The following is a 25,884-nucleotide window of genomic DNA, read 5'->3' as shown; positions in this document are numbered from 1 at the left end:
AAATGCTTTTTGTTTTATTGGTATTAGCAATTCTTGCATTTTATTGGTATTACAAAACTTGGGGCAAAGATGATCTTTTAGGCTCTTTCAAAAAAGGAGCTAAAAGCTTCTCTCAAGGCTTTAAACAAGGCTATCATGAAGAAAGGATTGATGGCTTTAAAAGGAGATTAAACTATTATGTTATAGCGCTTTTAGCAAAAATAGCAAAAAGTGATGGTAGAGTTAGCGAGAATGAAGCAAACATGATCTCACAAATTCTTGATTATAATGCTAAAGATAAAAAAGAAAGAGATTTTTTAAAACAATGTTTTAATGAACATAAAAACACTTTAAATGATACTTTTGATATAGTCAAAGAGTTTATCAAAGAAGTGCCTTTACCACAACAAGAAAGAATTAATATTTTAAATGTCTTAGTAGCAATGGCTTTGATTGATGGAGAACTTAACAATACCAAAAAAGATGTCTTAAGAGCTATCATTAGAGCTTTTGAACTTGATGTAAATATACTTGAAAAACTTTTAAACTCTATGCAAACACAAAATACAGGTATGAATTTACAAAAGGCTTGTGAAATTTTAGGCTTAAATGAAAATGCAAACTTACAAGAGCTTAAAAAACGCTATAGAGAACTTGCCAAAAAATACCACCCTGATATTTTAAACGCAAACAATAGTGATGAAGAAAAAATCAAAGAAGGTGTTAAAAAATTTCAAGAAATTAATGAATCATATGAATTTTTAAAACAATATATAGAAAGGAAAAATTAATGAAAGCACTAATTAGTGTGAGTGATAAAGAAGGTGTTGTAGAATTTGCTAGCGAACTTACTAAATTAGGTTATGAGCTTTTATCCACCGGAGGTACTTATAAGCTTTTAAAAGAAAATAATTTACAAGTACAAGAAGTTAGTGAATTTACTCAAAGCCCTGAAATGTTTGAAGGGCGTGTTAAAACATTACACCCAAAAATTCATGGTGGAATTTTATACAAAAGAGAAAATGAAGATCATCAAAAACAAGCCAAAGATTACAACATCGAAAGCATAGACTTACTTTGTGTGAATTTATATCCTTTCAAAAAAACTACAATTTTGACCCAAGATTTTGATGAGATTGTAGAAAATATCGACATTGGTGGTCCTGCTATGATACGCAGTGGTGCAAAAAACTTTAAAAATGTCATTGTCGTTTGTGATATTTTAGACTATGATAAAATCATACAAGCTTTAAAAGATAATACCTTAAATCTTGATTTTAGAAGAGCATTGATGATCAAAGCTTATGAGCATACAGCAAATTATGATGCTTACATAGCAAACTATATGAATGAGCGTTTTAATGGTGGCTTTGGTGCAAGTAAATTTATCGTAGGTCAAAAAGTGTTTGACACAAGATATGGAGAAAACCCTCATCAAAAAGGTGCTTTATATGAATTTGATGACTTTTTCACACACAATTTTACAACCTTAAAAGGTGAAGCAAGTTTTAACAATCTAACCGATATTAACGCGGCTTTAAATTTAGCAAGTGCTTTTGATAAAGCTCCGGCAGTAGCCATAGTCAAACATGCAAATGCTTGCGGATTTGCCATAAAAGAAAACTTACTCCAAAGCTATATCCATGCTCTTAAATGCGATACCTTGAGTGCTTATGGAGGAGTTGTTGCTATCAATGGAACTTTAGATAAAGAATTAGCGCAAAAAATCAATGAAATTTATATAGAAGTAATCATTGCAGCAAATGTAGACGATGATGCTTTGGAAGTTTTTAAAGATAAAAAGCGTATTAAAATCTTTACACAAAAAGCGCCATTTTTAACTAGAGCTTATGATAAATATGATTTTAAACACATAGATGGTGGTTTTGTATATCAAGATAGTGATGAAGTTAAAGAAGATGAATTAAAAAATGCGATTTTAAAAAGCGAAAGAAAAGCTAATGAACAAGAATTAAAAGATCTTGAAATAGCTATGAAAATTGCTGCATTTACTAAATCAAACAATGTAGTTTATGTAAAAAATGGAGCTATGGTAGCCATTGGTATGGGTATGACAAGTCGTATCGATGCAGCTAAAGCAGCTATTAATAAAGCCAAGGAAATGGGGCTTGATCTAAATGGTTGTGTTTTAGCAAGCGAAGCTTTCTTTCCATTTAGAGATAGTATAGATGAGGCTAGCAAAATAGGAGTAAAAGCCATCATTGAACCAGGTGGAAGCATAAGAGATGAGGATATTATTCAAGCTGCTAATGAGTATGGTATTGCATTATACTTTAGCGGCATAAGACACTTTTTACACTAATAAAAGGAGTTTTAAATGTTTAAAAGCATAGGTGCAAAAATATCTTTAGCAATGATTTCTACATTGCTAATTAGTTTTATTATCATGCAGATTATCTTACAAAAAGATTCTCAACAAACTACAGATAGAATCAGCCGTGCACATTTAGATACTTTAAGCACTTCTGTTTTTCAAACATTAAGAATGGCAATGAATTTGGGCGATCCTGCTATTATAGAACAAGCTATAAAAGATGCTGGTGAAATAGAAGGTATAAAAGATATTAAAATTTATCCTTCAAAAAGCACAATTGAGCTCTTTGAAATACAACATTTTACAAAAAGTGATGAGAGTATTATCAACGAGCAATTTAACAAGCCAGAAATTAAAGCCGTTGAAATCAATAACGATCAAGGACATTATCTAAGACTTATACGCCCACTTATCGCCAATAAAGGTTGTCTTGCTTGTCATGCTAATGCTAAAGAAGGCGATGTTTTGGGTGTTATGGATATGTATAATGATTTAAAACATGTAGATGATGATTTGGCAAGTTCAGCTAGAACTTATATTATAATCTTTAGCGTTGCTTTACTTTTTACCGTTTTTGCCGTACTTTATATCTTGAAAATAGTTGTAGGTAATCCTGTTTTAGATCTTTTAAAACACGCTAAAGAACTAGCTAGCGGCGATGGAGATTTACGCGCAAGAATTAATATAAAAAGCACCGATGAAATAGGTAAAGCTTGCACCTACATCAACCAATTTATTGAAAAAATTCAAAATGCAGTAGTTTCTACTAATAAAAACTCTCAAATGGTAGATAAACAATCTAAACTTTTAAATGCTAATGCACTTGATCTAGCAAATAGAACTAAAGAAGGTCATACAAAAACTGATGAATCTTATCATTTAAGTGAGCAAATTCATACAGAATTACAAGATCTTGCTGAACTTTCAAATAACGCAAATAAAGCCAATACAAAATCTTTTGAAGTTTTAAACACCATGCTTGACTCATTAAATCAAGTAGTAGATAAGGTAAAAGTTGTAGCTGAAAATGAAGATATATTATCTCAAAAAGTAGAAGTTATGGAAAAACAAGCAGAAGAGATTAAAAAAGCTTCTGACATGATGGGAGAAATTGCTGATAAAACCAATCTATTATCTTTAAATGCAGGTATTGAAGCTGCGCGTGCTGGAGAATTTGGTCGCGGCTTTTCAGTTATTGCTGAAGATGTAAGAAATCTTGCTCAAAATTCAGAAGAATTTTTAAAAAATATTGCCATCGTAACCAAACAATTAGTAGATAGTATCAATGAAGTTTCTAAAGAGTTAAAACACAATGCTAACGAAATTAACTCTTTAAATCAAGATGCAAAAGAACTTGTAGAAGGAACCAATGAAGTAAAAGTTTGCAATGAAAATGCAAGAGATTTAGCAAATGCTTGCATGCAAAAAATTTCAAGCACACAAGAAACTTTACAATCTTTGCTTGATAAAATGCAAGAAACGGTAAAATTAAGTGATAAAAATGAAGAAATTTCAAAAATTTTATTAGATGTTGCTCATGAGTTAAATATAGTTTGTCAAAATTTAGAGGATGAATTAAAACATTTTCATGTATAAATCAAAGGAGTATAAAAATGAAAAAAATAATCATATTAAGTATAGCGAGCTTAGCTATTTTTAGTGGGTGTTCTGTGGCAAATTTAAGTGTTGATGATTTACAAAATAAAGAATTTACTATAAGTTCTTATGAAACTAATGGAAAAAATCATGAACTTCCTCAAAATGCTAAAGCAAGCATTAGTTTTGATAATAAAGATAAAAGAGTTTTTGGTGTATCAGGATGTAATAGATTTTTTGGAAACTATAAAGATCAAGGAAGTAGTATCAAAATAGAAGATAATCTTGCTTCGACAAAAATGCTTTGCGATCAAGAATCTATGAAATTTGAAAACGACTTCTTAAGATATTTTAATGGAGAATTTCAAATTATTAGTGATGATGATGGAATTATTTTAGAAAATAAGAAAATGAAAATTTATTTAAAATAAGCCTAGAGGCTTATTTTAAATGCTCTAATATATTCTCACAAACCATTCTAGGTTCTTTTGCCTTATAAATAGGTCTTCCAACCACGATAAAATCTGACAGATTATCCTTAGCACACTGTATATCAGCTACTCTTTTTTGATCATCTAAATTTTCTTTAAAAGGACGAATTCCAGGAGTTAGTGTAATAAAATTTGTATTTGTATTTTCTTTAATCAATAAGCTCTCATATACCGAACAAACCATACCATCAAGACCGCTTTCATAGCTAATTTTAGAAAATTCCTTAACAGCTTGTTTGATATCTTGTTTGTATATACTAAAAAATTCTTGCTCATCAAAACTAGTTAAAGCAGATACAGCAAGCACCAAAGGTCTTTTGCTTAAAGCACTTAAACGCTCCATAATCATACACATAGCACTTTTACCTGCACTTGCGTGGATATTAAACATATCCACATCAAGTTTAGCAAGCTCTTCGCAAGCATCTGCCATGGTATTTGGTATATCATAAAGCTTTAAATCTAAAAAGATTTTAAAATCATCCACTTTTTTAATCGCCTCTAAAAGCTTTGCTCCATCTCTTAAATATGATCTAAGCCCTATTTTAACCCAAAGATCTAAACCTTTTAATTCTTTAGCCAAACTAATACACTCATCATAACTTGACACATCAAAAGCCACACAAAGTTTCATTGCTTTTCCTTGTTGATTTTATCCAACACCCCGTTGATAAATTTAGGAGCATTATCTCCTGCCATTTCTTTTGCAAGCTCTATAGCCTCATTAATGATAATCGCTTTTTGTGTAGAAGTAAATAAAATCTCATAAGTACCCAAACGCAAAATGGCCTTTTCTATACTAGCTACTCCATCTAATTTGTGCTCTTTTAAACACTCGTTGATTTTCTCATCAAGCAAAGTAAGTTGCTCATTAATACCATTATATAAATCTAGAGTGAATTTTCTTTGGTCATTGCGAATTTTTTTCTCATCCAAAAATTCATTGATAAAATCTTTATTTTCTTGATTTAACTGTGCTGCATAAAGCAAAGAAACTATACTTTGTCTTACTTGGTGTCTAGTAGCCATTTTAAGCCTTAATTTTTTGGATTAAATTAAGCATTTCAACTACAGTAAGCATAGCTTCAAAACCCTTATTACCTGCTTTACTACCTGCTCTTTCTATGGCTTGCTCTAAGGTATCAGTTGTTAAAACTCCAAAACTCACAGGCACATTAGCTCCAAGCCCTATACTTGCTATACCTTTAGTAGTTTCAGCTGCTACATAATCAAAATGTGGTGTACTTCCACGAATTACTGCTCCAACACAACAAATTCCATCAAATTTTTTACTCTCACAAGCTTGTTTTAATGCAAAAGGAATTTCAAAAGCACCTGGCACTAAAATAAGACTTAAGTTTTCTTCCTTGCCTCCATGTCTTAAAAAAGCATCTTTAGCACCTTCAACTAAACGATCTGTGATGATATGATTAAATCTTGCATTGATAATCGCAATTTTCTCATCACCTTTTAAACTTAAATTTCCCTCTATTATCTTCATAATTTTCCTTTTTTAAATGATTTCTTGAATTTTTAAAAGCGTATTTACACAGTTTTTAAGTCTTGAAAGATCAAGCATATTTGGTCCATCGCATAAAGCTTTACAAGGATCAATGTGCGTTTCAAAGAAAAATCCATCTACGCCTACACTAGCAGCAGCTCTTGCTAATGGCTCTACAAATTCACTTTTGCCTCCACTACTTCCACCATTTGCTCCTGGCATTTGCACACTATGAGTAGCATCAAAAATAACTGGAGCATATTTTCTCATGATAACCAAACTTCTCATATCTACAACCAAATTTCCATAGCCAAAACTCGAACCTCTCTCAGCTACAAAAACTCCATTTTCTTTGGCTATTTCAAAACCTTCTTCATTAATGCCTCTAGTTTGTAAAATTTTAGCTACGCTGTATTTAATATCTTCAGGATTTAAAAATTGCCCTTTTTTTACATTTACCTTGGCTTTTGTTTTAGCAGCAGCTACTAATAAATCAGTTTGCCTGCATAAAAAGGCTGGAATTTGTAAAACATCTACAACCTCAGCCGCAACACTCGCTTGAGAACTTTCATGAATATCAGTAAGAATTTGCATGCCAAATTTGTCTTTAACTTTTTGCAAAATTTCCAAGCCTTTTTCAATGCCTGGCCCTCTAAAACTATTAATACTAGTTCTATTTGCTTTATCAAAACTTGATTTAAAATAAAAATCAATTCTATCATCTTTTAAAAAGCATTCAAGCTCTTGTGCAACTTTAAAAACAAGTTCTTCATTTTCTATTACACAAGGACCTGCTATTAGTATCATTTTTTTCATTATTTTTCCTTATTTTTTATTATTTTACTTTATTTTTTTCATTTTCTTCAAGCGGAAAAACACAATTTAAAATAATAGCCGTAATCCCACCTGCTGCAATCCCTGAAGAAAATAAAGTTTTAAACCACATTGGCATAAATTCTAAAATATCAGGATTATTAGAAACTCCAAGCCCTATACCCAAACTCATAGCTATGATGATAATAGAACGACGGTTTAAATTTTCTTTAGAAATAATCCTAACTCCCGTTGCAGCTATAGTACCAAACATTACTAAAGTTGCTCCACCTAAAATAGGCTCTGGAATTTGTAAAGTAATATCAGCCACAATAGGAAATAAACCCAAAATCATCAACATAAAAGCTACAATAAATCCAACATATCGACTTGCAACACCTGTTAAAGCTATAACGCCATTATTTTGCCCAAAACATGAATTTGGAAAAGTATTAAAAAAGGCTGAAACAAAGGAATTAAAACCATTAGCCAAAACCCCACCTTTTAATCTTTTTGCATAAAGTTCGCCTTTAACTGGCTGATTTGAAACTTCACTAGTAGCACTAATATCGCCGATAGTTTCTAAAGAAGTTACCATAAAAACTAAAATCAAAGGTAAAATAAGATTATAATCAATACTCAAACCATAATGTAAAGGATCGGGTAAAAACACTAAAGGTAAATTTTCATTAAAATTAAAACTAAAATTTTCAAAAGTCATAGCTACTAAAAGCCCTATTATCATAGCTATAAATAAAGAAGAAATTCTTATATAGGCATTATTAAAACGATTTAAAACAACAATACTTAAAATCACAACTCCGGCTAATAATAAATTTTGCAAAGAACCAAATTCACCACTTGCCTTAGCCGCAAATCCACCTCCTGCACTCACAAGGCCAACATTAATCAAACTAAGACCTATAATCATCACAACTATACCTGAAACCAAAGGCGAAATCACTCTTCTAATAAAAGGTAAAATTTGTGAAATAATCATTTCAGTAGTAGAACAAAGCATTAAAGTGCCAAAAATGGCTCCAAGCATTGCTTCTTGCGATAAACCATTATTTTTTAAAACAAGCCCACCTAAAATAATAGGTGCAACAAAATTAAAACTAGTCCCTTGAATAGATAAAAGTCCACTCCCTATAGGACCCCAAGTTTTAATCTGCAAAAGCGAAGCAACACCTGAAGCAAAAAGCGACATACAAATAATTCTAGCCGTATTAGTATCATCTATTCCAAGTCCTTTGCAAATTAACAAAGCAGGTGTAATCACAGCCACAAACATAGCCATTAAATGCACTAATGCAGCAAAAAATGCCTTAGCAAAAGGTGGTCTATCTTCTAAACCATAAATTAAATCTGTTTTATTTTCCATTTTTCTTTCCTTTTGTTTGCTTACTAACCAAAATAATTCCTCCTAAAATAATGCTAAAAATTCCTATAAAAACCATTAAGCTAGGAAATTCATCTCCTAATAATATGCCCAAAAATAAAGTAAAAACTACATCTATATAGCTAACTCCCGCAACAACTCCTGCCTTTTTTGCTACTCCATAAGCTTTAGTAACATGAATTTGATACATTGCTCCAAAAATTCCCATCAAAACAATAAAAATCCAAGCTTTAAGACTAGGCATAACAAAAGGAGCAATTAAAAAATCAAGCTCTTTTATTTCATAAAAAGAACCTACAATCATAGACATTAAAGGCATCAAAGTACCAATTAAAACAAAAGATAAAGCTATAAATGGCGCTGGGTATGATTTTCTAAGCTCTCTTACGCTAGTTAGCGCCAAGGCTGCACAAAAACCGCTTAAAATTCCTAAAATACTATTTTTTAAATCAAAACCTGAATGCGTAGTGCTATCTGCAAAAGGCTGACAGATTAATAATACTCCTATAAAAGCAATCAAAATCCCAAAACAAGCTTTTAATCCCAAACTTTCTTTAAAAAACAAAAAAGCAATCAAAGCTATAAAAATAGGCGCTGTTTTTTGAAAAGCAAAAGCCCCACCTAATGAAATATTAGAAACATTATAAAAGAAAAGATATAAAGCGATCGTTCCTATAATACCTCTAAAAATAAGCAGTCCAAGATGTCCGCCACTTTTATGAAAATTTAATTTTGAAAGCGCATAAAGCATAAAAGCTGTGCCTATAATATTTCTAAAAAACATAATTTCAATCGATGATAATTCTTCACTAAGAATTTTTGCACAAGCACCTACAAATGCAAATTCTATAGAAGCAATAATCATAAAATATATACCTAAATTCTTTTTAACTATTCTTAACATATAAATTCCATATAAAATTCCTGTTATTTTAGTCTTTTTTGCTTAATTTTAAGGCAATTTTTATATAATCACAAATAAAAATTTAAAAAATGAGTATTAATGCAAAGTATTATTTTAATAGGAAGACCAAATGTTGGCAAATCAAGTCTTTTTAATAGACTTGCAAGAAAGCGCATAGCGATAACTAGTGACATAAGTGGAACTACAAGAGATACTAATAAAATAGAAGTAGAAATTGATGGCAAAAAAGCTTTGTTGATAGATAGCGGCGGGCTTGATGAGAGTAATGAGCTTTTTAAAAATGTCAAAGCAAATTCGCTTAAAGCTGCTAAAAATAGTGATATTATCTTTTATATGGTGGATGGAAAATTTTTACCTGATGATGAAGATAAAGCTTTTTTTTATGAAATGAAAAAACTCAACAAACCCATAGCTTTAGTAATCAATAAAGTCGATAACAAAAAAGATGAGGAAAGATCTTGGGAATTTTCTAATTTTGGAGTAAAAGAAGTTTTTAATATCTCTGTAACACATAATATAGGCATTGATGAGCTTTGTATGTGGGCTAGTAAGTTTTTAGATGAAAGTTATTTAAATGCAGATGAAGAAGAAGACTTTGAAAGTTATTTAGAAAATTTTGATGAAAATAGCGGAGATTTTAAGCTAAAAACTATTAATGAAAATCATATTAAAGTGGGAATTATCGGCAGGGTTAATGTAGGAAAATCAAGTCTTTTAAATGCTTTAGTAAAAGAAGAACGTAGCGTGGTAAGCGATATAGCAGGCACTACAATTGATCCTGTTAATGAAAGCATTATGCATAAAGATAAAATCATCGAATTTGTAGATACCGCAGGTATTAGAAAACGCGGGAAAATACAGGGTTTAGAGCGTTATGCACTTAATAGAACTGAATATGCCCTAGCCAATGCTCAAATTGCACTTTTAGTACTTGACGCAGCTGAAGGTTTTAACGAACTTGATGAGCGTATTGCAGGACTTGCTGCTAAACATTGTTTAGGTGTGATTATCGTACTTAATAAATGGGATAAAAGCGAACTTGATTTTGATAAAACTTTAAAAGAATTAAAACTAGATCGTTTTAAATTCCTAGCTTATGCGCCCGTTGTAAGCGTATCAGCTTTAAGTGGAAAAAGAATACACGTGCTTTTGGATAAAATTTTAGAAGTTTTTGCAAATTTCATCCAAAAAATTCCAACAGCAAAATTAAATGCTTTGGTAGAAGAAGCCACAAGAGCCCACCCGCTACCACATGATTATGGTAAATTAGTGAAAATTTATTATGCAGTTCAATACGACTTAGCACCTCCAAAAATAGCTCTAATTATGAATAGACCAAAAGCTTTACATTTTAGTTATAAACGATATTTACAAAATCAAATTAGAAAACAATTTAACTTTGAAGGTGTACCTTTAATTTTAGCTTCAAGAAAAAAAGGTAGCAAAGATGAGCAAGAAAACTAACCTCCTTTTTGTAGGATTTATGGGCTGTGGTAAAACAACTATAGCAAGGGCTTATGCAAAAAAATATGATAAATTTTTTTTAGATACAGATGTTTTAATCAAAGAAAAATTTAATCTTGAAATTAGTGAATTTTTTAAAACATATGGAGAAAAAAAATTTCGCAAAGAAGAAAAAAAACTTGTTTCGTTTTTAACTTATGTGCAAAATTGTTCTATTGCAAGCGGTGGTGGCTTCATAGAACAAAAAAAAATAAAAAATATTGGTACTATCGTTTACTTAAAAGCAAGTTTTGATTATCTCTTGCAAAGACTAAATAAAGAAGAATTGGCCACAAGACCCTTATTTTCAAACACAAACAATGCTAAAATACTATTTGATCAAAGAATCAAAAAATATGAAAAAAAAGCAAATATCATTATAAATATTGAAAACAAAAATATCCAAGAAATAATTAAAGAAATCAAAAAAGAGGTAAAATGAGAATTATTACAGGATTACAGCCAAGTGGGGATTTACATATAGGAAATTATTTTGGCTCTATAAAACAAATGCTAAATATGCAAGAAGAAAATCAAATGTATATGTTTATAGCAAACTATCATGCTATGACTTCAAATTTTAATGGGGAAAAACTTAAACAAAATTCACTCAAAGCTGCGGCAGCTTTTTTAAGTTTAGGAATTGATCCACAAAAAAGCGTATTTTGGTTACAAAGTGATGTAAAAGAAGTGATGGAGCTTTATTGGATTCTTTCTCAATTTACCCCAATGGGACTTTTAGAAAGAGCACATAGCTATAAAGATAAAATTGCCAAAGGTTTAAATGCCAACCATGGGCTTTTTTCTTACCCTGTTTTAATGGCTGCAGATATTTTACTTTTTAATGCTCAAGTAGTTCCTGTAGGTAAAGATCAAATTCAACATGTTGAAATAGCAAGAGATATAGCTTTAAAAGTAAATAATGAATGGGGTGAAATTTTTACCCTACCTCAAGCTAAAGTTAATGATGAAGTTGCAGTAGTACCTGGTACTGATGGAGCTAAAATGAGCAAGTCTTATCAAAACACAATCGATATTTTCAATACACCAAAAGCTATTAAAAAACAAATTTCTTCTATTGTTACAGATAGTACAGCTTTAGAAGATCCAAAAGATTGGCAAAATTGTAATGTATTTAAAATCGCAAAATTGTTTTTAGACAAAACAAAACAAGAAACTTTAAAAAGCCGTTATGAAAAAGGTGGTGAAGGCTATGGGCATTTTAAAATGTATTTAAATGAAATCATTAGTGAGTATTTTGCCTCGGCTAAGGAAGAATATGAAAAATTACTAGCTAATCCTTCTAAAATCGATGAGATTTTAGAATTTGGAGCAAGCAAAGCAAAAAAACAAGCCCGAGAAACAATGGAAAAAATTTATGCTAAAATAGGACTATAAAAGGAGTTAGAATGTTAGATTTAAAACTTTTGCAAAATAATTTTGATAAAATTGCACAAAAACTAAAAGCTAAAAAAGTAGATGAAAATTTACTCAAAGAACTTAGCGACTTATTTATAAATTTAAAAAAAGAAAAAGCACTTTTGGAAGAATTTCAAGCTTTTCAAAATAAGTTTAGTAAAGAGCTTGCAACAGCACAAGATAAAGAAAGCTTAAAGGTACAACTAAGCCAAAATAAAGAAAAAATCAATACTCAGTCAAAAATCGTTAGCACGCTAGAAGAAAAACTAGAACAAATTGCCCTAGCAATACCAAATATCCCTGATGATTGCGTGCCTTTTGGAGAAGATGAAGATGAAAATATAGAATTAAAAAAAGTTCTGACACCTCCTAGTTTTGATTTTGAAATCAAAGAACATCATGATTTGGGAGAAAAATTAAACTGGCTTGATTTTACAAGAGGGGTTAAAATCTCACAAAGTCGTTTTTGTGTACTTAAAAATGAAGGAGCTTTACTAAGTAGAGCCTTGGTAAATTATATGATTGATTTTAATAGAAGTAGAGGTTTTGAGCTAGTTAATGTACCATTTTTAGTAAATAGCGCAACCATGTATGGCACAGGACAGCTTCCTAAATTTAAAGATGATATGTATAAGGTAGAAAATGATGATTTATATCTCATCTCAACTTCTGAAATTCCTGTAACTAATCTTTATTCTAATGAAATTTTAACTCAAGAAGAACTACCCTTAAAAATGACCTGCTATAGTGCTTGTTTTAGACAAGAAGCAGGAAGCGCGGGTAGAGATACAAGAGGTATTATAAGGCAACATCAATTTGAAAAAGTAGAGCTTGTTAGTATATGTAAGCCTGATCAAAGTGAATTGATGTTTGAAGAAATGTTAAATTGCGCTAGTGATTTACTAAGCTCTTTGGGTCTAGCACATAGGCATTTAATGCTTTGCACGGGAGATTTGGGCTTTTCTGCTGCGAAAACAGTAGACTTAGAAGTATGGCTTCCATCGCAAAACAAATACCGTGAAATTAGCTCTGTGTCAAATTGTAAAGATTTTCAAGCAAGACGTGCAAAGATCCGTTTTAAAAACGATAAGGGCAAAAATGAATTAGTTCACACACTTAATGGTTCTTCGCTAGCTGTTGGTAGAACCTTAGTAGCTATTATGGAAAATTATCAAGAAAAAGATGGAAATATAAGAATTCCTGATGCATTAAGAAAATACTTTTAAGAGAAAACATGGCCGAAGAAGTAACACCTAAAGAACAAGATAATCAAGAAAAAGCTTTTTCAGAGATTGATGAAAATCCAGGAGTGGAAGAACAAACTATCCCTCCTGACACAATACCTCCTGAATTAGAGGAAGAAGAAAGTACTTTTCAAAGAGTAGAGGAAGAACCTCAAGCATCACAACCTGAAGAAAAGAAAAAGCTTTTTGATAAAAAATTTCTTATTTTGATTTCAACACTTGGTGCTCTTGCTCTAATTTTATTTATTATTTTAGTTTTACTTCTTGTTTTTAAAGAAGATAAAAAAGTAATCACAAATAATCCAATTTTAGAAGATAATGCTAGTACAAGTATCACAAAGGTGAAACAATCTGCTTTAGATCTTGTAGTACAAAAGGCAAATTTATTATATGAAAAAGGTGATATAGAAAGTGCTTTAGAGCTTTATAATAATATTAATATTTTCAATCAATCTTTATCTAGTTATAATCTTGGTGTAGCCCAAATGAAACAAAAAGATTATATTAGTGCTGTTGAGAATTTCAAACAATCTTTAGAATTAGAAGAACACAAAGTTGCAGCAGCTATTAATATAGCTGTGTGTTATTTTAATCTAGGCGATAAAGAGAAATTTAAATATTATCTTGATTTAGCAAGAGTACATTTACCACAAGATTCTAAATCTTCTTTGTATGATTATTATCTAGGATTAATTAATTACTATCAAGGATTTTATCCAGAGGCTTTACAAATGTTCATGCGTTCAAGTAATATCAACAGCTATCAAGGAGAGTCTTATTACCTTGGGGCAAAAATTTACGCATTATTAAAATCTGATCAAAACGCCATTAATCTTCTGCAAAAGCAACAAGATTATGAAGCAAGCTTACCCTTAGGTTTATTATATGCAAAACTAGGAGAATATAAAAAAGCTAAAGAATATCTTGAAAAAGCATCAAAAATAGAAAATCAAACCATAAGAAGCAAAATGGCTCTAGCTTTAGTAGAGTTAAAAACAGGCCAATTTGACAATGGTGCACAAATTTTAAAAACTTTATATGTAAAAGATAGAGCTATTGGCTCAAAATACTATAACATAAAAACAAGACTAAAAAGAAATTTTTCAAATATTGATATAGCGCAGCAACATTTTGCCAAAAGTTTAATCACAGGAAAACAACAAATTTATGATTTACTTTTTTATTTTTCACCTTATCGCGTTTTTGATATAAAACAAAGCATGGAGCTCATCACAAAAGCTGATTTGGGAAATTTCATACAAGGGTATGAGTATGAAAATGAATTGCTTGTTAAAAGCAAAGCTTTATCAGGCGTTAATGTGGAATTATCTCATGCTATCAATCTAGCTTTTAATTTTCATCTAAGAGAAGCAAATCAAGAATTTAAAAATTTAAGTGAAATTTATCATGCTCATGATGTAATTCATTATAATCTTGCTTTAACTTATGCACAACTGCAAGATTATAATAATGCATATAAACATTTTTCAACTGCTTATCATTTAAATCCAAAAAATTATATTGCAGGTATTTTTGCCATATATTGCATGGATTTAGTAAAAAAAGATTATACCAAACTTGCTAATGAACTTTTGGAAAATTTACAAGCAGATAATAATATCGATCAAAATCATAATATCTATAAATATTTACTACATCTAGTTAAAAGTGACTTTACTGCTATGATTCCTTATTTAGACAACCTTTCAAATAGCAAAAATACTCCTTTAGAACTAATGTTTGCTATAGTAGCTGCTAATGGCAATAATCTTGAAATTTTAAGAAATCAAAAAATAAAAGAATTAAAAGATTTGCTCGGTGAGGATATTATTAGCAATATTTTATATTTTAATTCTAAAAACACAAATCTTGATATTAAAGAGTATGCCAAACAAGCACAAATGTATTTTTTAACAACCAAGCTTGATTATAATTCTTTATTTGGTGGAGCTGGTATAGTTAAAGACAGCTATGTGACACTTATGCAAATTACAGGCTTATTAAATCATGTTAGAAATGACATAAAAAAAAGACTTGCTATGAGTAATAAAAATTCCATCGGGCTGATTTTTGCTCTAGCTTATGTTGATATTTTTGCTAAAGAATATCAAGAAGCATATACGCTTTACAATATCTTAATAGATGATTATAAAATCAAAGATGCACAAACTTTATTTTTAGCCGCAGTAGCAGCGATAGGTTCTAATAATCCAAATTCAGCCATAGCTTTACTAGAGCTTGCAAAATTAGAAAATGAAGAAACCTTAGAAGCAAGACTTGCACTAGGACTATTATATCATGAAGTCCAAAATTTAGAACCTGCTATGTTTCAATATGAAAAAGTAGGGAATAATTTTGAAAGTAAATTTTTTACTTTTGATATTAAAAATTAGTATTTTCATAAAATAAGAAAATACTAATTAACTATCAAAAAATATAATTATAAATTACAAATTAGATTATTATAAAATATACATGAGGTTAACTTTATGAAGTGGCTCCGGATGTAGGATTCGAACCTACGACCAATCGGTTAACAGCCGACTACTCTACCGCTGAGCTAATCCGGAACATCAATAAATAAGAAATGATATTATATAAGAAAAAAACTTTTTTGTCAAGATTTTTTATAAAAAATTACGCTTTTTTGTAAAATTTTACTCCTGCTAAATTTTCTACAACAACTTTTCGTTCTTTAATTAATTTTTCTAATATATCTTTACTATGCTGACTAAATTTGTTTTCTATATCAAATTCACTTTGCGCTCTAAGCTGCAGCATCTTCAAGAGCTCTTGGATATTAAAATCAATTTTTTCACCTTTGTAATAATGTTTAGCAAGTACAACAGGCACACTAGTGATATACATACTTAATTCTTCCAACTTTTCCAAAGATATACCTTTAACAGGATACGCAGGCGGTCTATCTATAGTGCTAAAATCCACTCTTGATGGTCTTATCTTGTCAAATGCCTCATTTAAAGCCAACATCTCATCTTTGTTATCATTCAATCCCTTGACAACTAAAACTTCCATAACAAGCTCACCTAAAAATTTCTCTCTAAAGGCGATCATTTGTTCTATCATTGTTTCAAGTTTTATTTGCTTTAAAGCCCTATCAACTCTATAAAAAGTTTTTTCCATTGCACTATCAAGACTAAATTTAACTACATCAATATACATTAAAGCATCAAAAATATCCGAATTTAAAACTCCACTACCATTGCTTAGGATTAAGAGTTTTTTATCTTGTTTTATTTTATTTAACTCATAAACTAATTCTTTTAAATGAGGATATAAAGTAGGCTCACCATTTGCAGTTAATGTTAAAAAGTCAAATTGCACATTACCTTTCAATACACTTTGTACTTCATCGATAATATTTTTTATTTTAGGATAAATTAAAGATTTTTCCAAAGGTTTTGCAGCTTGTAATTCACAATAAACGCAGTCAAAATTACATTGTTTTTGATTTGGACTTAAATCAATTCCCAATGAAAGTCCAAATCTTCTTGAACTTATAGGCCCAAAAGTTATTTTACTCACTTTTTAGATTTCTCTTGAACTAGCTTGATAAAATATTTAGCATTATCAACAGGAATATCAGGTAAAATTCCATGTCCGAGATTAAAAACATGTGCACTATCTTGCATAATATTTAAAATTTTATCCACACCTTGTTCAATAGCTTTTTTATCATAGAGTCTGCAAGGCTCCATATTACCCTGCAAAGTATATTTAGTGCCTAGTTTTTCCTTAGCCAACTCTAAAGGGGTACTCCAATCTACTCCAAAGACATCAAAATTTCCATTTATATCATCTAAGAACCCACTTACCCCTTTAGGAAATAAAATCACAGGAATATGCGGATATTTTTCCTTTATAAAATCAGCAATTTCAAGCATATATTTAAAAGAAAACTCAAAAAACATTTCTTTTTCTAAAGCACTTGCCCAACTATCAAATATCTGTATAGCATTAGCACCTGCTCTAATTTGCTCTTGAATATAATACTTTAAAACAAAAGTAAGTTTAGATAAAATTTGATGTAAAAATTCAGGATTTTGATAGACTAATTTTTTACACTTTGCATAATTTTTACTACTACCACCCTCTATCATATAAGTAGCAATAGTCCAAGGACTTCCACAAAAACCAATCAAAGCTTTATCTTGTGTAAGTTTTTCTCTAGTAAATGCTAGTGCATCATAAACGTAAGAAAGATTTTTAATGCTTTTTTCAACATCTAATCTTTCCAATTCTTCTTTTGTTTTAATAGGATTTGAAAATATAGGGCCCTCGCCTTTTTCAAATTTTAAATCCATACCCATTTCTAAAGGTACTACCAAAATATCTGAAAAAATAATAGCTGCATCAACACCCAAAATATCTACTGGTTGTAAGGTAACTTCACTCGCTTTTTTATAATCTTTACAAAGTGATAAAAAATCTCCAGCACTTGCTCTAACCTGCATATATTCAGGTAAATATCTTCCTGCTTGGCGCATCATCCAAACTGGAGTATAAGGGGTTGACTTTTTAAAACATGCATCAATAAAAATCATTTTTATTCCTTATTTTAATGATCACTTTTGTGTAAAAAATAAAGTCCTATACAAAGAGCTAAAATAGAACCTGCAAGATAAGTCATATCCAAAACCGTATTTAGTTGCATTTGCAAAATTCTTTGGAAAAAATTTACGACTAAAACCATAATAATAACTTTTGCAAGCTTATCTTTTAGTTGATCTAAACTGTGCACTTCTAAAACTTTTGACTGTTTAGTTTGTTTAAATTCTTCTATTTCACTAATAAAAAGTTCATAAATTCCAAAAGAAAATATAAATAAAACTAAAGCCATTAAATATAAATCTACAGCCCCTATAATCAAACCAACAATATCCTCATGCAAATCTACCGTAGAATTAGGCAACATAAAATACTCAAATACATATTTTAAAACTTTAATCACATCATAACTTGCAATAAAAAATAAAACAAAAGCTCCTATAAGGCCAAAAATTACAGGCAAAATAGTGACTAAACGACTTTTAACTAATAAATTTTCAAAAAATCTTTCTAACATTTTTCTCCTTTTTAAACCAATTCTAGCCATTTTTGTGCAATACGCACTGCATTTGTAGCAGCTCCTACACGAATTTGATCAGCCACGCACCATAAGTGTAAAATATTTTTATGATTAATATCGCGTCTAATTCTTCCTACATAAGTTTCATTAGTATCGCTTGTAAAAAGTGGCATAGGATATTTTTTATTTTCTACATCATCAATCACAACAACACTTGGTGCTTTAGAAAGTATCTCTCTAACCTTAGCAACATCAACATCTTTTTCAAAATGCATAGTAATAGCTTCACTATGACTTCTAAGCACAGGAACTCTTACGCAAGTTGCTGAAATTTCAAGTTTTTTATGCAATATTTTTTGCGTTTCATTTACCATTTTTAATTCTTCTTTAGTGTAGCCATTTTCACTAAAAACATCAATTTGAGGAATTAAATTTAAAGCTAAGGTATATGGAAAAGTTTTTGCCTCAAATTCATCTAATTTAAAAGCAAAAAAACTTTGCATTCCTTGAACTAATTCTTCCATACCTTCTTTACCTGCACCACTTGCTGCTTGATAAGTACTTACATCTACCCTTTTTAGATTAAATACATCATCAAGTGGTTTTAAAACATGTACCATTTGTATAGTAGAGCAATTTGGATTAGCAATAATTCCTGTTTTTTCCCAATCTTTAATATCTTCGCTATTGCATTCAGGAACTACCAAAGGAACATTTTCATCCATTCTAAAATGACTAGTATTATCAATCACTACAGCACCACACTCTACTGCGTATTTTGCATACTCAGCACTTATGTTTCCTCCGGCACTAAAAAAAGCAATATCTACAGGATTTTCTTTAAAAACATTTGGAGTTAATTCTTTTACTTTATAACTTTTTCCTCTAAATTCTACTTCACTGCCTGCGCTTTTTGCACTTGCTAATGGTAAAATACTTTCAACCGGGAAATCAAGCTCATCTAAAACATTTAAAAGCTCTTCTCCGACTGCTCCAGTTGCACCTACAATGGCTATTTTTTTCATCATCCATCCTTTTTAAGTAATATTGTATTTTTTCATTTTTTCACTAAAAATTTTTTCACTCATCCCTATAAGCTTAGCTGCTTCTGCAATATCTTGCGAATTTTTTAAAGCTTCTAAAATCAATTCTTTTTCAAGATTTTTAATATCTTTACTTTTTCTACTTTCTAAGAATAAATCTTGAGCGCTAATCTCATCATTTTCACTTAAAATACAAGCTCTTTGTATAATAGAAATTAACTCCCTAATATTGCCTGGAAAATCATAAGCTAGCAAAGCATCTTGTGCTTCTTGACTTAAAGTTTTTTCATTAAAATCATATTCTTTACATGTATCAAGTAATACCTTTTGTGCAATTTGCAAAATTTCTTCTTGACGCTCTCTTAGTGGTGGTATATTAATAGGAATAGTATTAAGCCTATAATATAAATCTTGTCTGAATTCATTATCTGTAATCTTTTTTTCTATATGAGCATTAGTTGCACTAATAATTCTTACATCAATCTTTATACTTTTAGTACTTCCTAATCTTGTAATTTCTTTTTCTTGCAAGGCTCTTAATAATTTTGCTTGAATTTCATAAGGCATTTCACCTATTTCATCTAAAAACAAAGTGCCTTCATTAGCAAGCTCAAACAACCCTATTTTAGTAGTATTAGCATCGGTAAATGCACCTTTTTCAAAACCAAAAAGCTCACTTTCTATCAAATTTGATGGAATTGCTGCCATATTAATAGCCACAAAAGGTTTTTGTGCTCTTTTTGAATTTTTATGCACAAAATTTGCAAAAACTTCTTTACCTACCCCACTTTCTCCAAAAAAAAGCACACTTGCATCTGTCTTAGCAGCCTTAGTAGCCAATTTTAAACAATCTTCCAAAGCTTTAGAAGTGCCATAAAAATCTTGATTTTCTTCTTTTTTGATAATCTTTTTGTTTGTTTTTTTAGAAGTCTTTTCTTGAATTATTTTTGCGCGTTTTATCGCAGTTACTAAAGTATTAATATCAAATGGTTTTACTAGAAAATCTTTTACTCCAAGTCTTACTGCTTCTATGGCACGATTTAGCGTTGCATTACCTGTAATAATAATAAAATCATATTTATTCTCACAAGCTTGCACAAATTCAATACCATCCATACCCGGCATATTAATATCTGTAATAATCAAATCAACATCATCATTTAGTTTTTTTAAAGCTTCAGTTGCTGATTTATAAGATTTTATAGCAAATTCTTCATACTCACTCAAAGCAATTTCGAGTGATTTTCTCATATTTATATCATCTTCAACTATAACTAAATTCATTTCAAACCTTAAGCTAAAATACCCTTTTTAGGACCACTTTTACCATGACATTCTTTATATTTTTTACCACTACCGCAAGGACAAGGTGAATTTCTAGGTACTTTAGTAATTTGTGCTTCACCATTTTCATTAACACCACTTTCTGTAGTACTAGCTAAAAACTGCTCGTTTTGCTCATGGCTTTTTTCTTCAAAATTCTGTGCTTCTTTTTGAGTAAAAACTACATTAAATAACAATTTCAAACTATCAAATTTAACACGCTCAACAAGCTCCATGAAAAGATTATAACTTTCTTTTTTGTATTCTACTAAAGGATCTTTTTGATTATAACTTCTTAAACCTATACCAGTTTTTAAAATATCCATTTGGTATAAATGCTCTCTCCATAGATTATCCAAAATTTGAAGATATAGAATTCTTTCAATTCTTCTGGCTTCCTTATCTTCAATAATATTCATTTTATCTTTGTAAGCTTTTTCTAAAATTTCACTTAATTTATTTTCTGCTTCAATTACACCTAAATCTTTAAAATCAGCTTCGCTAAGATCAAGATTACACTCATAACTTACTTTTTGCTTTAAGCTTTCAAAATGCTTAACATCATCTTCAAGTTCTGCATTTAGATAAATTTGGCTTACCAAGTGATTACTATACTCGGCAATATTTTTTAAAATTTTATCTTGCAAGTCAAATTCTTCATCTAACAATTCATTTCTATAATTATAAATAGTCTTTCTTTGTTCATTTGCCACATCATCATATTCAAGCAAATGTTTTCTGCTCTCAAAATGCAAGCTTTCAACTTTTTTTTGCGCATTCTCAACAGCTCTTGTAACAATACGACTTTCTATATGCTCGCCCTCTTCTATACCTAATCTTTCCATGATATTTTTTATGCGATCACCACCAAAAATTCTCAAAAGATTATCCTCTAAACTTAAGTAAAATCTACTTACACCAGGATCACCTTGACGCCCTGCACGACCACGAAGTTGATTGTCTATTCTTCTGCTTTCATGACGCTCAGTTCCTATAATATAAAGCCCGCCTAAAGCTCTTATTTCATCATCTATTTTTATATCAACCCCACGACCTGCCATATTAGTAGCTATAGTCACTGCACCTTTTTTACCTGCATCTTGGATAATCAAAGCTTCTTGCTCGTGATTTTTAGCATTAAGCACATGATGAGGAATGCGTTCTTTTACAAGCATATTATGAAATACTTCACTTCTTTCAATACTTGCAGTTCCCACTAAAACTGGCTGACCCTTTGCATTTGCTTTTTTTATCTCTTCAATAACTGCTTTAAATTTTTCTTCTTGAGTTTTATAAATCAAATCATCCTTATCTATTCTTGCAATTGGTATATTTGTAGGTATAGAAACTACATCTAAATTATAAATTTGAGAAAATTCCGTTGCCTCAGTTTGTGCAGTACCTGTCATGCCTGCTAACTTTTTATACATTCTAAAATAATTTTGGAAAGTAATATCTGCTAAAGTTTGACTTTCTTCCTGAATTTTTACCCCTTCTTTAGCTTCTAATGCTTGGTGTAAACCATCACTAAAGCGTCTTCCCTCGCTTAATCTTCCCGTAAATTCATCAACAATTACAACTTCTTTATCTCTTAATACATAATGCACATCTTTTTCAAATAAATTATGCGCTTTTAAAGCCTGATCAAGCTGATGGGCCAATATTGCATTATCTAAGCTATATAAATTTTCTACTCCAAATAATTTTTCAGCCTTAGAAATTCCAGCCTCTGTAATCATAATAGTTCTATTTTTCTCATCGACAACAAAATCACCACTTGGCAATTCTTGAGGAGTAGTAGCTGCTTGGCCTTTTTGCATTTGTTTTGCTACTTCATTTGCTTTAACATAGCCGTCTAAAGTTCTATTCGTAGGTCCACTTATGATAAGCGGAGTTCTTGCTTCATCTATTAAAATACTATCTACTTCATCAACTATAACAAAATTATGCTCTCTTTGTACTTTTTCAAGCTTTGAAAATTTCATGTTATCGCGTAAATAATCAAAGCCAAATTCATTATTTGTACCATAAGTTATATCACACTCATAAGCTTTTTTATGTGCCTCATCACTATTTTGTTCTGAAAGTATCACACCTACACTAAAACCTAAAAAATTATAAATAGCACTCATTTGCTCTGCATCTCTTTTAGCCAAATAATCATTTACGGTAACCACATGCACACCCTTACCACTCATAGCATTTAATACAACAGGTAAAGTTGCAACCAAGGTTTTACCTTCCCCAGTTTTCATTTCAGCAATTTTTCCATCATGTAAAACCATACCACCAATTAATTGCACATCAAAATGACGCATATTAAGAGTTCTTTTTCCTACTTCTCTAACTATCGCAAAAACATCATTCAGTATTTGGTCTAAAGTTTGTTCTTCTTTTTGAATTTGTGTTTTAAATTCTATAAATACTTGTTTTAATTCATCATCGCTTAAATTTTGGTATTTTGATTCTAAAGCATTAATTTGTGCAACTCTCTTTAAATATTTTTTTACTTCTCGATCATTTTTTGTGCCAAATATTGCTTTAAATACACTAGAAAACATTTTTTTACCTTTAATTACAAAAATATATGCTAGATTATACCTTGAATTTAATTAGAACTATATAAAAAGTTTTGTTTGGATAAATTTTATATAATTTACAAAATTTTTAAAGGATAATTATGAGATATTTTATATTTTTAATGTTATTTGCTTGTAGTATTTTTGCTTTTGATATAAATTTTAAAAATTTTAGTAGTGATTTTGAACAAAAGGTGCAAAGCAATAATTCTTCACTAAATTATAAAGGAAATTTTATCATTACTCAAAATAAAGCCTTTTGGAATTATACTAAACCAAATAAAAAACAAATTTATATCAATCACAAAGAAGTTATTATCATAGAGCCTGAGTTAGAACAAGCCATTTATACTCAATTGCAAAATTTACCAAATCTTCAAGAAATTTTTAAAAATGCAAAATTAATATCTCATGAAAATTATGAAGCAAAATACGAAAATATCACATATAATATCAAACTAAAAAATGATAATCTTAGTAATATTTCTTATAAAGATGAGTTAGGAAACTTAGTTAGTATTTATTTTTATAATCAGAAATTTGATCAAAATATCAACGAAAATATTTTTATACCAAAAATCCCAAGCCATTTTGATATTATTCAATAATCAAAATGGTATTTCATTAAACAAATCTTGCTGTTCTTTACTTGGAGCTAACATTTGCATTTGAGTTTTTTCCATGGTTTTTAAAATCATATCCATAGCCTCTTTACTTGTATTAGTATCTTGATTAAAACTTTTATTATCATCTTTATCATTGTTGTTTATTTGATCGGTATTTATATCTTTTGATTGAGTATTATTTTGATCCGTATTTTTTGCAACTTTGGAATTATCTTGAATTTTCTTTTGTTTGATAGTTTTTATTGTATTGTCATCTTTTTTTTCCAAATCATTTATAAAACGCTTAAATTCTTCCAAGTCAAACTTAGCTACCGAATTAATTTTTAAAATATAAATATTTTTAATTTGAGTTTTATATTTTTTATTACTAAATTTAAGCAAGGTTTCTTTAAAATTATTTTTACCAACTTCTGTAAATAAATCTTCATAAAAATAACTAGATACAATGGTATTTAAAGCATCTATAATTTTCTTTTGATCTAAATTTTCTCCTTCAAAATCTAAATTCATTTCAATTTTTTTTAAAGTATTATTTCCAACCTTTGAATATAAATCAGTTCTAAAATTTTCTATACTCAAGGAACTAGCATGGATATTAAAAAACATTAAAAGCAAAACTATAATCCATTTCATATTATCTCCTCATCTTCTTCTAAATCTATAAATTTTTCCTGTAAATAAAATTTTTTCACTTCTTTATCGGTTTTTAAAATTCTTAAAAAATAATCCTCAAAAGGTATTTTATAATTATATATGATTTTTAAATTACAAGGATTAATGGCCCTTGATAAACATACATATAATTGTCCTTTTTCAAAAATTCCATCAATATCACATATAAGCTTATCTATACTCATACCTTGAGATTTATGGATTGTTATAGCATAAGCTAACTTTATAGGAAATTGAACAAATTTAGCTTTTATCTTAACTTCTAGTTTTTCATCTTTGTCTAACTCATACTCTTCTAAGGTATATTCATATGGTTTTAATTTCAATCTTTCACCATTATTTTTCTCTATCAGAATATATTCTTGCTCTTTATCTTTTATAAAATCTAAAATAATTCCTTGTTCTCCATTGTAATAATTTTCCTCTTTATTATTTACACAAAAAATAATCTTAGAACCTATTTTTAATTTTAACTCCTCTAAAGAATTTAATCCTTTAATCCACTGCTCATAAATTTTATCATCTAAAGTATAATCTAATTTTTCCATTCTTGATTTAAATATTTTTTCTTTACCTTGTAAAAGATTTAATTTTTTAGCATTTATACAATTAGCTTTTTTATTTGTAGCACACAATAGGGTATATTCGTCCATATACTCAAGCAAATCTTTTGGATAAATTAACATTTTTTTAAAAAAACTTAGTATTTCTTGATTTACTTTGCCAATTCTAAGAAAAAATAAATATTCATAAAATTGTTTATCTAAAGTTCTTTTAGTAATACTAAGCTTTAAATTGACAAATTTTAAATCATTCCAAGCTTGAGAAGAAAAAGCATATAGAGTATTTTGAAATAAAGTGTTTTGATTCTCTTTGTAGTTTATTACAGGTGGAAGTTGAAAAAAATCACCGACTAATAAAATTTTACCACTAAAGTCACTTCTTGTTAATCTATAATAAATCATTTCCATCAAAGATGCACTTATCATAGAAATTTCATCAATAATTAATAAATCACATTGCTTTAAAATTCTCTTTAATTTTTCTAGTTTATCCCTTTGCTTTCTATCTTCATAATATAACTCATCATAATTTTGACATCTTTTAAAAGCAAAAAAACTATGTAAAGTAACTCCTCCTATATTAAATGCACTTAATCCAGTAGAACCTAATACAACAACAATTCTACCTTGTTTTCTATATAATTTAACAAGTTCTGTAGTTAAGAATGATTTACCAACTCCAGCAGAACCACTTAGAAATATATTATTATCTTTTAAGAAAAAATCTAATTTATTTAACATCATCCTAATATTATATTATAATCTACTAAAACTCAACTAA

The 25,884-nt window shown here is 29.5% G+C and carries 24 protein-coding genes and 1 tRNA gene; 10 read left to right on the top strand and 15 right to left on the bottom strand.

Annotation, left to right across the window (positions count from 1 at the left end; all coding sequences use genetic code 11):
* Positions 1-2: 2 nt before the first annotated feature.
* From L8X33_RS05075 to L8X33_RS05060, 4 genes are read left to right on the top strand one after another with little or no spacing between them, the layout of a single operon-like run.
* Positions 3-770 (top strand): DnaJ domain-containing protein, encoded by a 768-nt coding sequence (locus tag L8X33_RS05075; RefSeq protein WP_263670128.1) that lies wholly within the window; start codon positions 3-5, stop codon positions 768-770.
* Positions 770-2,302, top strand: coding sequence for a bifunctional phosphoribosylaminoimidazolecarboxamide formyltransferase/IMP cyclohydrolase (gene purH / locus L8X33_RS05070; RefSeq protein ID WP_263666750.1), 1,533 nt, complete (start codon positions 770-772; stop codon positions 2,300-2,302). Before L8X33_RS05075 ends, purH begins: the two co-directional genes overlap by 1 nt.
* Before the next feature lie 15 nt (positions 2,303-2,317).
* Positions 2,318-3,910 (top strand): methyl-accepting chemotaxis protein, encoded by a 1,593-nt coding sequence (locus tag L8X33_RS05065; RefSeq protein ID WP_263665645.1) that lies wholly within the window; start codon positions 2,318-2,320, stop codon positions 3,908-3,910.
* A gap of 17 nt (positions 3,911-3,927) precedes the next feature.
* Positions 3,928-4,341, top strand: coding sequence for an META domain-containing protein (locus L8X33_RS05060; protein WP_263670127.1), 414 nt, complete (start codon positions 3,928-3,930; stop codon positions 4,339-4,341).
* Between the two features lie 10 nt (positions 4,342-4,351).
* Here L8X33_RS05060 and pyrF read toward each other — a convergent pair whose 3' ends face one another.
* The 6 genes from pyrF to L8X33_RS05030 are packed head-to-tail and all read right to left on the bottom strand — an operon-like array spanning position 4,352 to position 9,021.
* A complete protein-coding gene (gene pyrF / locus L8X33_RS05055) occupies positions 4,352-5,035 on the bottom strand; it encodes an orotidine-5'-phosphate decarboxylase (RefSeq protein ID WP_263665646.1) in 684 nt (227 codons plus the stop codon).
* Positions 5,032-5,430 carry a transcription antitermination factor NusB gene (gene nusB, locus L8X33_RS05050; RefSeq protein WP_133319322.1) on the bottom strand — a complete coding sequence of 133 codons (399 nt, stop codon included), beginning with the start codon at positions 5,428-5,430 and terminating at the stop codon, positions 5,032-5,034. Before nusB ends, pyrF begins: the two co-directional genes overlap by 4 nt.
* A 1-nt stretch (position 5,431) precedes the next feature.
* On the bottom strand, positions 5,432-5,902 hold the full coding sequence (gene ribE / locus L8X33_RS05045; protein WP_263670125.1) for a 6,7-dimethyl-8-ribityllumazine synthase: 471 nt from the start codon (positions 5,900-5,902) through the stop codon (positions 5,432-5,434).
* Positions 5,903-5,914: 12 nt separating this feature from the next.
* A complete protein-coding gene (kdsA, locus tag L8X33_RS05040; protein ID WP_263670124.1) occupies positions 5,915-6,718 on the bottom strand; it encodes a 3-deoxy-8-phosphooctulonate synthase in 804 nt (267 codons plus the stop codon).
* A 19-nt stretch (positions 6,719-6,737) separates the two neighbouring features.
* Complete coding sequence (locus tag L8X33_RS05035; RefSeq protein ID WP_263670123.1) at positions 6,738-8,099, bottom strand: uracil-xanthine permease family protein; 1,362 nt, start codon at positions 8,097-8,099, stop codon at positions 6,738-6,740.
* Positions 8,089-9,021 (bottom strand): DMT family transporter, encoded by a 933-nt coding sequence (locus L8X33_RS05030; RefSeq protein WP_133319325.1) that lies wholly within the window; start codon positions 9,019-9,021, stop codon positions 8,089-8,091. Before L8X33_RS05030 ends, L8X33_RS05035 begins: the two co-directional genes overlap by 11 nt.
* Before the next feature lie 99 nt (positions 9,022-9,120).
* On the opposite strand from L8X33_RS05030, the gene der reads away from it, so the two are divergent.
* The 5 genes from der to L8X33_RS05005 are packed head-to-tail and all read left to right on the top strand — an operon-like array spanning position 9,121 to position 15,601.
* A complete protein-coding gene (gene der / locus L8X33_RS05025; protein ID WP_263670122.1) occupies positions 9,121-10,506 on the top strand; it encodes a ribosome biogenesis GTPase Der in 1,386 nt (461 codons plus the stop codon).
* Positions 10,490-10,987: a shikimate kinase gene (locus tag L8X33_RS05020; protein WP_133319327.1), complete on the top strand. Its 498-nt coding sequence runs from the start codon at positions 10,490-10,492 to the stop codon at positions 10,985-10,987. Before der ends, L8X33_RS05020 begins: the two co-directional genes overlap by 17 nt.
* Entirely contained in the window at positions 10,984-11,943 is a 960-nt protein-coding gene (gene trpS, locus L8X33_RS05015) for a tryptophan--tRNA ligase (RefSeq protein ID WP_263664759.1), read from the top strand. Before L8X33_RS05020 ends, trpS begins: the two co-directional genes overlap by 4 nt.
* Positions 11,944-11,954: 11 nt before the next feature.
* A complete protein-coding gene (serS, locus tag L8X33_RS05010; protein ID WP_263670120.1) occupies positions 11,955-13,190 on the top strand; it encodes a serine--tRNA ligase in 1,236 nt (411 codons plus the stop codon).
* An 8-nt stretch (positions 13,191-13,198) separates the two neighbouring features.
* A complete protein-coding gene (locus L8X33_RS05005; RefSeq protein ID WP_263670118.1) occupies positions 13,199-15,601 on the top strand; it encodes a tetratricopeptide repeat protein in 2,403 nt (800 codons plus the stop codon).
* A gap of 102 nt (positions 15,602-15,703) precedes the next feature.
* Here the strand turns inward: L8X33_RS05005 and L8X33_RS05000 are convergent.
* The 7 genes from L8X33_RS05000 to secA all read right to left on the bottom strand — a co-directional run bounded on the left by L8X33_RS05000 (position 15,704) and on the right by secA (position 23,224).
* Positions 15,704-15,778 (bottom strand) — tRNA-Asn (locus L8X33_RS05000).
* Between the two features lie 67 nt (positions 15,779-15,845).
* Entirely contained in the window at positions 15,846-16,754 is a 909-nt protein-coding gene (locus tag L8X33_RS04995; protein ID WP_263670116.1) for a radical SAM protein, read from the bottom strand.
* A complete protein-coding gene (gene hemE / locus L8X33_RS04990; protein WP_263670114.1) occupies positions 16,751-17,773 on the bottom strand; it encodes a uroporphyrinogen decarboxylase in 1,023 nt (340 codons plus the stop codon). The genes L8X33_RS04995 and hemE overlap by 4 nt, the downstream gene beginning before the upstream one ends.
* A gap of 14 nt (positions 17,774-17,787) precedes the next feature.
* Entirely contained in the window at positions 17,788-18,294 is a 507-nt protein-coding gene (locus tag L8X33_RS04985) for a YqhA family protein (protein WP_087699510.1), read from the bottom strand.
* An 11-nt stretch (positions 18,295-18,305) separates the two neighbouring features.
* On the bottom strand, positions 18,306-19,325 hold the full coding sequence (locus L8X33_RS04980; RefSeq protein WP_263660564.1) for an aspartate-semialdehyde dehydrogenase: 1,020 nt from the start codon (positions 19,323-19,325) through the stop codon (positions 18,306-18,308).
* A gap of 9 nt (positions 19,326-19,334) precedes the next feature.
* A complete protein-coding gene (locus L8X33_RS04975) occupies positions 19,335-20,624 on the bottom strand; it encodes a sigma-54-dependent transcriptional regulator (protein WP_263670113.1) in 1,290 nt (429 codons plus the stop codon).
* Between the two features lie 8 nt (positions 20,625-20,632).
* Positions 20,633-23,224, bottom strand: a complete 2,592-nt coding sequence (gene secA / locus L8X33_RS04970; RefSeq protein WP_263670112.1) for a preprotein translocase subunit SecA — start codon at positions 23,222-23,224, stop codon at positions 20,633-20,635.
* Between the two features lie 119 nt (positions 23,225-23,343).
* Between secA and lolA the strand changes: the two genes are divergently transcribed.
* Positions 23,344-23,850, top strand: a complete 507-nt coding sequence (gene lolA / locus L8X33_RS04965) for a LolA-like outer membrane lipoprotein chaperone (protein WP_263659319.1) — start codon at positions 23,344-23,346, stop codon at positions 23,848-23,850.
* Here lolA and L8X33_RS04960 read toward each other — a convergent pair whose 3' ends face one another.
* Entirely contained in the window at positions 23,851-24,501 is a 651-nt protein-coding gene (locus L8X33_RS04960) for a flagellar basal body-associated FliL family protein (protein ID WP_263670110.1), read from the bottom strand. It lies immediately after the preceding gene.
* Positions 24,498-25,844, bottom strand: a complete 1,347-nt coding sequence (locus tag L8X33_RS04955; protein ID WP_263670108.1) for an ATP-dependent DNA helicase — start codon at positions 25,842-25,844, stop codon at positions 24,498-24,500. Before L8X33_RS04955 ends, L8X33_RS04960 begins: the two co-directional genes overlap by 4 nt.
* Positions 25,845-25,884: the final 40 nt, after the last annotated feature.

The sequence above is a fragment of the Campylobacter sp. CNRCH_2014_2849 genome (genome assembly GCF_025772845.1).
Classification (GTDB): domain Bacteria; phylum Campylobacterota; class Campylobacteria; order Campylobacterales; family Campylobacteraceae; genus Campylobacter_D; species Campylobacter_D lari_D.
This window is presented reverse-complemented; position numbering and strand designations above follow the sequence as displayed.